This window comes from Nocardioides sp. Leaf374 (assembly GCF_916862475.1).
Lineage (GTDB): Bacteria > Actinomycetota > Actinomycetes > Propionibacteriales > Nocardioidaceae > Nocardioides > Nocardioides kribbensis.
On sequence record NZ_CAKASO010000013.1, the window covers coordinates 18,740 to 31,123 of the forward strand.

A 12,384-nucleotide genomic window follows, 5' to 3' on the forward strand; every position below is an offset into this window, starting at 1 on the left:
TCAGTAGCGCGCGAGGTCGGCGGCGCCGATGAGGCCCGCGCGGTTGCCCAGGCGGGCCTTGCGGATCTCCAGGCTGGGGCGGTGCCCGCGCCCGGTGAGGTTGGCCGCGAAGGCCTGGCGGATCGGGCCCAGCAACAGCTCGCCGGCCTCGCTGACCCCGCCGCCGATCACCACGACGGCCGGGTCGAGCACGGCGGTGAGCGAGGCGATGCCCTCCCCGAGCCAGCGACCGAGGTCGGCCAGCTGCTCCACGGCGAAGGGGTCGCCCTCGCGCGCGGCCTCGGTGATGAGGGGGCCGGTGATCGCCTCGGCCGCCCCGTCGGCGCGGTCGAGCAGGGTGCGCGCCAGCAGCGAGCCCCCCGCGGCGGCGCCGCGGGTCTCGCGCACCAGCGCCGAGCCGCTGGCGTACTGCTCGAAGCAGCCGTAGTTGCCGCAGCCGCACAGGTGCCCGCCCGGCACGACCCGCATGTGGCCGATCTCGGCGCCGACACCGAAGGCACCGCGCCGCAGGTGGCCGTCGAGCACCAGCCCGCCGCCGACGCCGGTGCCGACGGTGACGAGCAGCAGGTCGTCGACGTCGTGGCCCGCACCGAAGCGGAACTCGCCCCAGGCCGCGGCGTTGGCGTCGTTCTCGATCACCACCGGCAGGTCGACGCGCGCCTCCAGCTCCGCCTTGAGGTCGACGTGGCGCCAAGCGATGTTGGGGGCGAACATCACCACCGCGCGCGACTTGTCGACGTAACCCGCGGCGCCGACGCCCACGCGGGTGATGTCGTGGCGGCTGCGCAGCTCGGTCACCAGCCCGGCGATGGCCAGCTCGATGGCCTCCTCGTCGGAGGCCGGGGAGACCACGCGCAGCTCCTCGAGGATGCTGCCGTCCTCGTCGACCACGCCTCCCGCGATCTTGGTGCCGCCGACGTCGATGCCGCACGTGAGCGTCACTGGTCCTCCTGGAGGTGCTGGGTCTGGTGCCGGGTCTGGTTGTGCGGGGTCTGGTCCTGCTGCTGCTCGGCCCGCGGGGGCCGGGCCGGGTCGGGCGGGTCGGGCGGGTCGTCGTCGAGGTCGATGTGCTGCACCCGGGACGGGCGCCGCTCGGCCGCGGCCCCGGTCGGGTCGGCCTCCGAGCGGTCGGCCCCCGTGGTGCGGGGGCCGGCGTCGTCGGGCACCTGGGTGGCCAGGACCCCGGCGGCGGCCTGCACGAGGGAGGAGGCCGCGGAGGTGAGGTGGGCGCGCACCTCCGGGCTGAGCTGGCGCACCGCGGCGACCGCACGGCAGACCGGGCACCAGGCGCACTCGGGGGCGCCCGTGGCGAGGTTGTCCTGGAGACCGCGGTGCACGTGCTCGCCGACGCGGGCGGCCTGCTCGGCCACCTGCTCGGCCAGCCCCGAGAGGCCGGCGCCGAGGCCCGACCCCAGTCCTGCGCCCAGCCCTGCGCCCAGGCCCGCGCCGAGGCCGGGGCCCTGGTCGCGGGCCCAGTCGGCGAGGGCGCCCATGAGCTTCGCGGCCTCCTCGGCCACGTCGCCCACGTCCTCACCGGACCCGCTGCTCGCGTCCGGCTCGCCCGCAGCGCCCGGCGGCTGCTCCTCCGGCCCGGTCACGACGTGCGCTCCCGTCGCGGGGGCACGTCCACGGCCGCGGCGGGAGCCCCGGCGAAGCGCACCTGCAGCTCCCCGTCGACCACGCCCGCGCCGACGAGGTCGAGGCGCGCGAGGGCGGTGGGCAGGGTGAGCAGGCGGCGGTAGGACCCCACGGTCACGACGAGGTCGTCGGCGGTGCGGGCCAGGTCGACCTCCGAGCGGGTGGCGCCGGGCAGGGCCAGGCGCAGGACGGCGCCGTCGCTGCTGCGGGTGATGCGGAAGGGGCCGGCCCCCGTGGGCGCGACGAGCGGGTCGTCCCCGGCGTAGAGCTCCTCGGCCAGGCCGCGCAGCGCCTCGAGGCCGACCGGCTCCTGCGCGCGGTAGGCCGCGCGCCACACCGGGAGGCCCGCGAAGGACTCCTGGACGCCGGCCAGCACGTCGTCCTGGGCCAGCACCCAGCCGGCACGCCAGTCATCGGAGCCGCCGGCCGGGAAGACGCGGTTGGCCACGACGCCGTCGACGCGGTAGCCGAAGAGCGACAGGGTGGTGTGGAGGCGACGGGCCTCGGCGACGACCACCTGCTCGGGGGTCAGCACGAGGCGCACGCTGGCCTCGGGCCCCGAGAGCAGCGCCTGCACCTCGACCAGGTCGGCGTGCAGCCGCTCCAGCGCGCCCAGCACGGAGTCGGCGGGCAGCGGCACGCCCGCCGCGCGGGTCAGCACGGGGCGCAGCGCGCGCACCAGGCGCCGGTCGGCGGGCAGCGCGCGCTCGACGTACCACCCCAGCGCCTCCGGCAGGGCCAGCAGCCGCAGGGTCTCGGCGGTGGGCGCGCAGTCGACGACCACGACGTCCCACTCGCCGGTGAGGGCCTGGGTGCGCAGCTCGAGCAGCGCCAGCACCTCCTCGGCGCCGGGCACCACGGTGAGCTCCTCGGCGGTGACCGCGTCGACGCCGGCGCGGTCGAGCACGGAGAGCAGGTAGCCCTGCACCTCCACCCAGGACTGCTGGAAGCGCAGCTGCGCGTCGACCTGCTGCACGCTCAGGTGCGGCGCGACCTCGGTCGGCTCGCTGCCCACCGCCACACCGAAGGCGTCGGCCAGCGAGTGGGCGCCGTCGGTGGAGAGCAGCAGGGTGCGGTGACCCTCGGCGGCGGCACGGGCGGCCGTGCCGGCGGCGACGGTCGACTTGCCCACGCCGCCCTTGCCGGTGAACAGCAGGATGCGCACTGGTGCGTCCCGGTCAGGCGATCGACTCGACGCGCTTCTTCAAGCCCTTCAGCGCCGTGTCGATGAGGATCTTCTCGCCGCGGCGCTTGAGCATGCCGATGAGCGGGATGGTGACGTCCAGGGCGAGGCGGTAGGTGACCTCGGTGGAGCCGCCGGGCAGGGCACGCAGGGTGTAGGCACCGTCGAGGGAGCGCAGCATCTTGCCCTCGACCAGGGTCCAGGTGACCTCGCGGTCGCCCGACCAGGTGTAGGCCAGGGTGTACTCGTCCTTGATCGGGGCGACGTCGAGGACGAAGAAGACCTGCGCGGCCCGGTCGCCGCTGCCGGGCTCGACGACCTCGACCGTCTTCACGCCCTTGGCCCAGGCGGGGTACGACGGGAAGTCGGCGATCACCGCCATGACGTCGGCCGGCGCGGCGTCGATCACGATCGACGACGTGGTCTGCTCGGCCACGCGAGCCTCCTTGTTCCTACGGCGTTCTTGCGGCTTGGTCTGGGGCTCGGCCGGTGGCGGGCGCCTCGGCCGGGTGGGATCCGGGCGACCCGGCGGCCGCACGTCGACCTGGCAGGTCCGCCACGGGGCACGCCGGTGACGGGGGCAGGTCGATTCGCGAGCGTACCGGATGCCGCGCCTGCCGCCCCCAGCGGTAACCTGCGCCGGGACCGACCTCCTCGCGGTCGCGCCCGGACGGCCGACGACCGCCCGCTCCGGATCCGCTCCGGACCCCCGCCAGCACCCCACAGGAGGCACCGTGCGTGAGTTCTCCACGCCCCTGACCATCGAGGTCCCCGCGACCGGCAACCTCACCGACGACGTCGTGCGCAACGCCGCCGAGGCCCCCGACGCGGTCGTCTTCAGCCGGCCCGCCCCCGACGGGTCGGGGTGGGCCGACGTCACCGCGGCCACGTTCCTCGCCGAGGTCCGCGGCGTCGCCAAGGGCCTGGTCGCCGCCGGGATCGAGGCCGGCGACCGCGTCGCGCTGATCTCCAAGACCCGCTACGAGTGGACGCTGCTCGACTACGCGATCTGGTTCGCCGGCGCCGTCACCGTGCCGGTCTACGAGACCTCCTCCGAGGAGCAGGTCGCCTGGATCCTGCACGACTCCGGGGCCCGCGCGGTCGTGGCGGAGACCAGCGCCCACGTCGCCCGCGTGAGCGCCGTGCGCCGCGACCTGGAGGACCTCGTCCACGTCTGGTCGATCACCGACAACGCCGTCGACGTGCTCACCCGCCTCGGCGGCGACGTCACCGACGCCGAGCTGGAGGCACGACGTACGGCGGCGACGCCGCTGGACCTGGCGACCCTGATCTACACCTCCGGCACCACCGGGCGGCCCAAGGGCTGCATGCTCACCCACGGCAACTTCATGTTCGAGCTGGGCGTGGCCGTCGACGAGCTCGAGCGGCTCTTCGAGGCCGAGGGCGCCTCGACCCTGCTCTTCCTGCCGCTGGCCCACGTCTTCGCCCGGATCATCCAGGTCGGCGCGGTCAAGTCGCGCACCCGGCTGGGCCACAGCGCCGACATCACGCACCTGCTCGACGACCTCCAGGTCTTCCGCCCCACCTTCATCCTCGCCGTGCCCCGCGTCTTCGAGAAGGTCTTCAACACCGCCTCGCAGAAGGCGGCCGCCGACGGCCGCGGCGCGATCTTCGACAAGGCCGCCGAGACCGCCATCGCCTACTCCCGCGGCCTCGACAGGGGCCGCCCGTCGCTGGCGGTCAAGGCCCGCCACGCCGTCTTCTCCCGGCTCGTCTACGCCAAGCTGCGGGCCGCCCTCGGCGGGGAGTGCACCCACGCCGTGTCGGGCGGGGCGCCGCTGGGCGAGCGGCTGGGCCACTTCTACCGCGGGATCGGCCTCACCGTGCTCGAGGGCTACGGCCTCACCGAGACCACCGCGGCGCTCACCGTCAACCTGCCCGACGCCGCCAAGATCGGCACGGTGGGTCGCCCGCTGCCCGGCACGGCCGTGCGCGTGGCCGACGACGGCGAGCTGCTCTTCCGGGGCGGCCAGGTGTTCGCCGGCTACTGGCGCAACGAGGCCGCCACCGCCGAGTCGCTCGAGCGCGACGGCTGGTTCCACACCGGCGACGTCGGCGAGGTCGACGACGAGGGCTTCGTGCGGATCACCGGGCGCAAGAAGGAGATCCTGGTGACCGCCGGCGGCAAGAACGTCGCTCCCGCGGTGCTGGAGGACCGGCTGCGGGCCCACCCCCTGGTCGACCAGTGCATCGTGGTCGGCGACGGCCAGCCCTTCATCGGCGCCCTCGTCACCCTCGACCCCGAGTCGCTGGCCGCCTGGGCCCAGACCCACGGCAAGTCCGGCGGTGTCGAGGCGCTCGTCGACGACCCCGACCTCCAGGCGGAGATCGAGGCCGGCGTCGAGGAGGCCAACAAGGCGGTCTCGAAGGCGGAGTCGATCCGCAAGTTCCGCGTGCTCACCGAGGAGTGGACCGAGGAGGGCGGCCAGCTCACCCCGAGCCTCAAGCTCAAGCGCAACGTCGTCATGCGCGAGCTGCGCGCCGAGGTGGACGCGCTCTACTCCTGACGCATCCGACCGGCGCATCCGACCGGCGCGGCTCAGGGCCGGGTTCCCTTCTTCCCCGGGGCCCGCCCCCTCGGCAGCGGGCCACCGGTCGCAGGACGGGTGACCCAGCCCGTGCCGCCTCGCCCTCTGCGCAATTGCGCGATCCACGCACCCGGATCACGCAATTGCGCCGCCGCAACGACGGCACGGCTGACGCACGGCGAGCTCTGCGCCACTTCGACCACCAAGCCGGCCCCCACCCCGCACCAACCACGCAAAGCCCGGCCCCCACCACCCCACCGCTCCCCCCACCCCGCGCAATTGCGCGATCCACGCACCCGTCAGCCGAGCCCACGGGTGTCCGAGGCGTCCCAGGCGCCCCACGAGCACCCGGGGTCCCACCCGACGAGACGGCGGGGCCTTTTGCTCAGCAGCGGTGGCGATTGACCGAAAAGCCAGATGCACCGCCGGCGCGTCCCTAGCATGAGTCGCGGAGGGGCGCCAGGGCCGGATCGGCCCGGGCGCCGGTGCACGGGGCCCGAGGGCGGTCCCGTCTGAGCCGAGGAGAGGTCACCGACGATGGACCGACGCAGGGTGCTCCTGGTGGTCGCGGCCGTGGTGGCCGCCCTGGGCACGGTGCTGGTGTTCCTCTACGTGCAGGGAGCCGACAACCGGGCCGAGGCGCAGTTCGCGACCCAGGACGTCCTGGTCGCCAACACCCAGATCGAGCGCGGGGAGACCGTGCGCCAGGCCCTCGACAGCGGCAAGCTGTCGCGCGAGGCCGTCGCCGAGGGGCAGATCCTGCCCGGGGCGCTGAGCGAGGCCACCGACGTCGCCGACCTGGTCGCCCTCACCACGATCTACCCCGGTGAGCAGATCGTGCCGCAGAAGCTCGGGGCCACCGCGGCCGGCGAGTCGCCGCTCACCATCCCGCCGGGCAAGATCGCGGTCTCGGTCAACCTCACCGACCCCGCCCGGGTCGCCGGCTTCATCACCCCCGGCTCGGAGGTGGCCATCATCTACAACGGCACCGACCCGGCCGGCCAGCAGTTCACCCGCACGCTGATGACGCGTGCCACCGTCCTGGGCGTCGGCTCCACCACCCCGGTCAGCGTGGCCGCCGCCGCCGACGGGCAGGAGGCCCCCGCGCCGGCGGAGCAGGTGCCCAACACGCTGCTCACCCTCGCCGTCGACCAGGCGCAGGCCCAGCGCATCCTGTTCGCCCAGGGCTCCGGGGAGCTGACCTTCGCGCTGCTGACCCCCGAGGCCAACCTCAAGGCCGACCCGGGCGTCACCGCCGAGAACCTCTTCGGGTGACGACGTGCCCGTAGTCGTCGACCCCGACCCCGCCGTCCTGGCCGCCCTGCTCCCGGCACTGCCCGCGGGCAGCCAGGCCCTCGACACCACCGACCGCATGGCGGCCTGGCTGGCCCAGCACCACGACGAGTACGTCGTCGTGCTCGGCCCCGGCCTCAAGCTGGTCGACGCCCTCGACGTGTGCGAGCAGCTGCGCACCTCCCGCCCCACCGTCAGCGTGGTGCTCGTGCTCGGCGAGCTCGACACCACGATGCTCACCCAGGCCATGAAGGCCGGCGCGCGCGACGTGGTGCCCGAGGGCGACCTGGAGTCGCTCACCTCGGCCGTCGCCCGCGCCCACCAGCTCTTCGTCGCCCTGCGCGGCCCCGCCGGGGCCACGCAGGTGGGCAAGGTCGTCACCGTCTTCTCCCCCAAGGGCGGCGTCGGCAAGACGACCATGGCGGTCAACCTCGCCCTGGCGCTCAACGACGGCGGCGCCCGCCGCGTCTGCCTGGTCGACCTCGACCTCGCCTTCGGCGACGTGGCGATCACCATGCAGCTCTTCCCCAGCCACTCCCTCGAGCACGCCATCGGCTCCGAGGACAGCCTCGACCTCACCCTGCTCGACGGGCTGCTCACCCGCCACCGCGACTCGCTCATGGTGCTCGCCGCGCCCGCCCACCCCGACGTGCGCGAGCGGGTCACGCCGCTGCTGGTGGCCCGCATCCTGCGCACCCTGCGCGAGGGCTTCGACTACGTCGTCGTCGACACCGCGCCGTCCTTCGACGAGCAGGTCCTCACCGCGCTCGACGAGACCGACGAGTGCGTCGTCGTGGCCACCCTCGACGTGCCGACGCTGAAGAACGTCAAGGTCGCCCTGGAGACCCTCGAGATGCTCGACATCGCTCCGGGCCACCGCCACCTGCTGCTCAACCGCGCCGACGACGCCGTCGGCATCAGCGCCGAGAAGGTGGAGACCATCCTGGGCATGCCGGTCGCGGCGCAGATCGCCACCTCGATGGACATCGCGGCGGCCACCAACGCTGGCACCCCGATCGTGGTCGGCTCCCCCGACCACCAGTCCAGCACCGCGATCCTCGCCCTCGCCGCGGAGCTCGTCGGCGACGCCGACGACCGGGCCGCCACCCCGGCGACCGCGTCGACGGGTGCCCCCGCCGAGCCCACCGCCGCGAAGGCCCGCTTCCGGATCAGGAGATGACGCGATGAGCACCCTCGCCGACCGTCTCGCCGCGGCCCGCCGCGCGTCCGGGTCCCCCGCCGGATCCAGCACCACGACGTCCACCACGACCACCGAGGTCGCACCGGGGCGGACCGCTGAGGAGTCCGGCGCGCCGCAGCCGGCCCGCCACCGCGGCCCGGTCGGCGCGGTGACCCCGGAGGCCAGCGTGCAGGCGGCCGCCGCGGCCGCGGCGTCGTCCGCCACGGCCGGCTCGGCCCTCACCACCCGGCGACCGGCGCCCGCCGAGCAGCCCTCGGTGGGCGCCGCTGCCCGGCGTACGCTCGCCTCGCAGCAGGGCGACCGGATCGAGGAGCTCAAGAGCAACGTCCACGTCGAGCTGCTCAAGCAGCTGGGGCCCCACCTCTACGCCTCCGACATGGACCAGGACGAGCTCGACCAGCGCGTGCGCGCCGTGCTCGCCGAGGTGCTGGGGGCCCAGGACCGCCCGCTCAGCAGCAGCGACCGCGCCCGCGTCACCCAGGAGATCAGCGACGACATCCTGGGCTACGGACCGATCGAGCCCTACTTGCGCGACCCCGACGTCTCGGAGGTCATGGTCAACGGCCACGACTCGATCTGGCTGGAGAAGGGCGGCCGGCTGGTGCCGGCCACGGCCCAGTTCGCCGACGAGGACCACCTGCGCCGCACCATCGACAAGATCGTCTCCCGCATCGGCCGGCGCGTCGACGAGTCGAGCCCCATGGTCGACGCCCGTCTGCCCGACGGCAGCCGCGTCAACGCCGTGGTGCCGCCCCTGGCCGTCGACGGCTCGGCGCTGACCATCCGCAAGTTCGCCGCCGACCCGCTCACGGTCGACGACCTCATCCGCTTCGGCTCGCTGAGCCCCCACACCGCCGACTTCCTCGACGCCTGCGTGCGCGGTCGGCTCAACGTCATCGTCTCCGGCAGCACCGGCGCCGGCAAGACGACCACGCTCAACGTGCTGTCGTCCTTCATCCCCGACGACGAGCGCATCGTCACCATCGAGGACGCCGCCGAGCTCCAGCTCAAGCAGGACCACGTCGTGCGGCTGGAGTCGCGCCCGGCCAACATCGAGGGCAAGGGCGCGGTCACGATCCGCGACCTGGTCAAGAACAGCCTGCGCATGCGCCCCGACCGCATCATCGTCGGCGAGGTCCGCGACGCCTCCGCCCTCGACATGCTCCAGGCCATGAACACCGGCCACGACGGCTCGATCTGCACCCTGCACTCCAACGGACCGCGCGACACGCTGGCCCGCATGGAGACCATGGTGCTGATGGCCGGCATGGACCTGCCCGTGCGCGCCATCCGCGAGCAGGTCGCCTCGGCGGTGGACCTGATCGTGCACCAGACCCGCTTCAAGGACGGCACCCGCCGCATCACCCACATCACCGAGGTGGAGCGCATGGAGGGCGACGTCATCACGCTGCAGGACATCTTCGTCTTCGACAACGCCATGGGCTTCGACCACGACGGCCGCACCCTGGGCCGGATGCGTCCCACCGGGCTGCGCCCGAAGTTCCTCGACAAGATGGCCTACGCCAACGTCACCGTCGACCCGGTGCTCTTCGCGACGGACCGGATCTGATGCGCCCGCACTCCCCGACCGGGCCCGGCGCGACCGCGGTGCGGTCACAGCCCCGGCACCTGCTGTGGGGCGCCGCCCTGCTCGCCGTCGCGGCGACCCTGGGCCTGGGGGCCGCCGGTCCGGCCCTGGCCGCCGGCTCCGCCCCCGGTTCCATCGGCGGCTCCCCTGGCGCGTCCGAGGCCACGATCTCGCACGTCGAGCCCCGCGACGACGGCGCCGAGGTGCTCGTCTCGGTGCCGCCCGACAGCGACGTCGACCTCGGCGGCGTCTCGGTGACCGTCGACGGCACCGCGGTCGAGGCCACCGCCCAGCCCGCGGGCAGCTCCGGCGCGGTGCGGCGCACGGCGGTCCTCGTGGTCGACACCAGCAACTCGATGGCCGGGGAGCGGTTCGCCGCGGCCCGGCAGGCCGCGCTCACCTTCCTCGACAGCGCACCCGACGACGTCCTGGTGGGGGTCGTCGCCTTCTCCGGCGAGGTCACCGCGGCGCTCGAGCCGACCCTCGACCGCGACGCCGCCCGCGCCGTCGTCGAGGGCCTCTCCCTCTCGCGCCGGACCCTGCTCTACGACGGCGTCCTCGGCGGCGTCGCCATGGCCGGCGACGAGGGCCAGCGCAAGCTGCTCGTGCTCTCCGACGGCGCCGACACCTCCGAGACCGACATCGACGACGTCGCCGCCGCCGTCGAGGACTCCGGCGTGCTGGTCGACGTCATCGCCCTCGAGCAGGGCTCCGCCCAGGAGAAGGTGCTCCAGACCCTCTCGCGGGCCGGGCAGGGCCGGGTCGTGGCCGCCGACAGCGACGCGCTGCGCGCCGCCTTCGCCGAGGAGGCCGACGCCCTCGACCGCCAGGTGCTGGTCAGCCTCACCGCACCGGCCGACCTCGCCGCCACCGAGGCCGAGCTGCGGATCGCCCTGCCGACACCGCAGGGCGAGGTCGTCGCCGAGGCCTTCACCACCGTCAGCGCCGCCAGCGCGGCCGCGCCCGGGAGCGCCGGCCTCGACGCGTCCGTCGTCGACGACAGCGGCTGGGTCGCCCCGGCCTGGACCATGTACGCCGGCGTCGGCGCCCTCGGCGTCGGCCTCGTCGGTCTCGTCGTCCTGCTGGTGCCGCGACCAGCCGCGCCGATGACCGCCGCCGAGCGGGTCGAGTCCTACACCGCGAGCACCTCCGGCGGGTCCCGGCTGCCGGCGGTGCCCAAGGTCGACCCCGACCAGGCCCTCCAGCAGGCCAAGGACGCCGCCGGCAAGGTGCTGCGCCGCAACAAGGGGCTGGAGGCCCGCATCGCCGTGCGCCTCGACGGGGCCGGCAGCGACCTCAAGGCCGCCGAGTGGCTGCTGGTGCACACCGGCATCGTGCTCGCGGCCGGCCTGATGGGGCTGCTGCTCGGCCAGGGCAGCCTCGTCGTCGGCCTGCTCTTCCTCGCCCTGGGCGTGCTCGGGCCCTGGATCTACCTCGGCGTCCGGCGCTCGCGGCGCCGCAAGGCCTTCAACAGCGCGCTGCCCGACACGCTGCAGCTCATGTCGGGCTCGCTGTCGGCGGGGCTCTCGCTGGCGCAGTCGGTCGACACCATCGTGCGCGAGGGCGTCGACCCCGTCGCCTCGGAGTTCCGCCGCGTGCTGGTCGAGGTGCGGCTCGGGGTGAGCCTGGAGGAGGCGCTCGAGAGCGTCGCCGAGCGCTTCGAGAGCAAGGACTTCGAGTGGGTCGTCATGGCCATCCGCATCCAGCGCCAGGTCGGCGGCAACCTCGCCGAGCTGCTCGACACCGTCGCCGGCACGATGCGCGAGCGGGAGTACATGCGCCGCCAGGTCGCCGCGCTCGCCGCCGAGGGCAAGCTCTCCGCGTGGGTGCTCGGGCTGCTCCCGCCGCTGTTCATGGTCTACCTCGTGCTCACCAACGGCGACTACGTCAAGCCGATGTTCACCGAGCCCCTGGGGTGGTTGATGTTGGGCGGCGCCGGGCTCATCCTGGGTCTGGGCGTGTTCTGGATGAGCCGGCTGATCAAGGTGGAGGTGTGAGATGACCATGGTCTTCCTGCTCGGGGTCGTGCTGGTGGCGGTCTCCCTCGTCCTCGTCGGTGCCGCCCTGCGCACCGACGCCGAGTCGGCCGGGGTCACCCGCTCCCTCGCCGTGCTCGAGGCCATGACCGATGCTCCGAAGGTCCTCACCGAGGAGATCGATCGGCCCTTCGCCGAGCGGGTCCTCGACCCGCTGCGGGCCCGGGCCCTCGTGGTCGGCCGCAGGATCACCGGCGCCGACGCCGCCGAGCGGATCCGGCGCAAGCTCGACCTCGCCGGCAACCCCGCCGGTCTCACCGTCGACAAGGTCGTCTCGGCCAAGGTGCTCGGCGCCGTGGCCGGGCTCGTGGTGGGCGTGCTGGTCGCCCTGCTCCTCGGCGCCTCGCTGGGGGTGCTGCTCGGCGTCGGTCTCGGCGCTCTGGTGCTCGGCTTCCTCGGCCCCAACCTCTACCTCTACCAGAAGACCTACGACCGCTCGGCGCAGATCCTGCGCGAGCTGCCCGACGCCATCGACCTGATGACGATCAGCGTCGAGTCGGGCCTCGGCTTCGACGCCGCGCTCCAGCAGGTCGCCCGCAACACCGAGGGTCCGCTGGCCGACGAGTTCGCCCGCGTGCTCAAGGAGATGCAGATCGGCCAGGGGCGCTCGGCGGCCCTGCGCGGCCTGTCGGAGCGCACCGACGTCGACGATCTGCAATCCTTCGTCAGTGCCATGGTCCAGGCCGACTCGTTCGGCATCCCCGTCGCCCAGGTGCTGCGCGTGCAGTCCAGCGAGATGCGCGTGAAGCGCCGCCAGCGCGCGGAGGAGAAGGCCCAGCAGGTGCCGGTGAAGATCACGGTGCCGCTGATCTTCTGCATCCTGCCCTGCCTCTTCATTGCCGTCATGGGCCCGGCCGTCATCAGCATCATGGACAACTTCTAGTGGGCCGCCCCCG

10 protein-coding genes are annotated in these 12,384 nt (G+C 74.0%); 6 read left to right on the plus strand and 4 right to left on the minus strand.

Annotated elements, in window-relative coordinates; all coding sequences use genetic code 11:
• From LPA27_RS08315 to LPA27_RS08330, 4 genes are read right to left on the minus strand one after another with little or no spacing between them, the layout of a single operon-like run.
• Nucleotides 1–942, minus strand: a complete 942-nt coding sequence (locus LPA27_RS08315) for an ROK family glucokinase (protein WP_228942151.1) — start codon at nt 940–942, stop codon at nt 1–3.
• On the minus strand, nt 939–1,598 hold the full coding sequence (locus tag LPA27_RS19255) for a hypothetical protein (RefSeq protein WP_267477196.1): 660 nt from the start codon (nt 1,596–1,598) through the stop codon (nt 939–941). Before LPA27_RS19255 ends, LPA27_RS08315 begins: the two co-directional genes overlap by 4 nt.
• Nucleotides 1,595–2,803, minus strand: a complete 1,209-nt coding sequence (locus LPA27_RS08325; protein WP_228942152.1) for an ArsA family ATPase — start codon at nt 2,801–2,803, stop codon at nt 1,595–1,597. The genes LPA27_RS19255 and LPA27_RS08325 overlap by 4 nt, the downstream gene beginning before the upstream one ends.
• A gap of 13 nt (nt 2,804–2,816) precedes the next feature.
• Nucleotides 2,817–3,257, minus strand: coding sequence for an SRPBCC family protein (locus LPA27_RS08330; RefSeq protein WP_056862471.1), 441 nt, complete (start codon nt 3,255–3,257; stop codon nt 2,817–2,819).
• Between the two features lie 298 nt (nt 3,258–3,555).
• Between LPA27_RS08330 and LPA27_RS08335 the strand changes: the two genes are divergently transcribed.
• From LPA27_RS08335 to LPA27_RS08360, 6 genes are all read left to right on the plus strand, one after another.
• Nucleotides 3,556–5,349, plus strand: a complete 1,794-nt coding sequence (locus tag LPA27_RS08335; RefSeq protein ID WP_056862470.1) for an AMP-dependent synthetase/ligase — start codon at nt 3,556–3,558, stop codon at nt 5,347–5,349.
• Between the two features lie 558 nt (nt 5,350–5,907).
• Nucleotides 5,908–6,645 (plus strand): Flp pilus assembly protein CpaB, encoded by a 738-nt coding sequence (gene cpaB / locus LPA27_RS08340; protein WP_228942153.1) that lies wholly within the window; start codon nt 5,908–5,910, stop codon nt 6,643–6,645.
• Between the two features lie 4 nt (nt 6,646–6,649).
• A complete protein-coding gene (locus LPA27_RS08345; protein ID WP_228942154.1) occupies nt 6,650–7,843 on the plus strand; it encodes an AAA family ATPase in 1,194 nt (397 codons plus the stop codon).
• Between the two features lie 4 nt (nt 7,844–7,847).
• On the plus strand, nt 7,848–9,434 hold the full coding sequence (locus LPA27_RS08350) for a CpaF family protein (protein ID WP_228942155.1): 1,587 nt from the start codon (nt 7,848–7,850) through the stop codon (nt 9,432–9,434).
• 38 nt (nt 9,435–9,472) lie between these two features.
• On the plus strand, nt 9,473–11,449 hold the full coding sequence (locus tag LPA27_RS08355) for a type II secretion system F family protein (RefSeq protein WP_228942156.1): 1,977 nt from the start codon (nt 9,473–9,475) through the stop codon (nt 11,447–11,449).
• 1 nt (nt 11,450) lies between these two features.
• Nucleotides 11,451–12,371 (plus strand): type II secretion system F family protein, encoded by a 921-nt coding sequence (locus LPA27_RS08360; protein ID WP_056904549.1) that lies wholly within the window; start codon nt 11,451–11,453, stop codon nt 12,369–12,371.
• Nucleotides 12,372–12,384: the final 13 nt, after the last annotated feature.

Coding starts and splice junctions, on each gene's coding strand:
- cpaB (WP_228942153.1), top strand. CDS start 5,908: ATGGACCGACGCAGGGTGCTCCTGGTGGTCGCGGCCGTGGTGGCCGCC.
- LPA27_RS08350 (WP_228942155.1), top strand. CDS start 7,848: ATGAGCACCCTCGCCGACCGTCTCGCCGCGGCCCGCCGCGCGTCCGGG.
- LPA27_RS08360 (WP_056904549.1), top strand. CDS start 11,451: ATGACCATGGTCTTCCTGCTCGGGGTCGTGCTGGTGGCGGTCTCCCTC.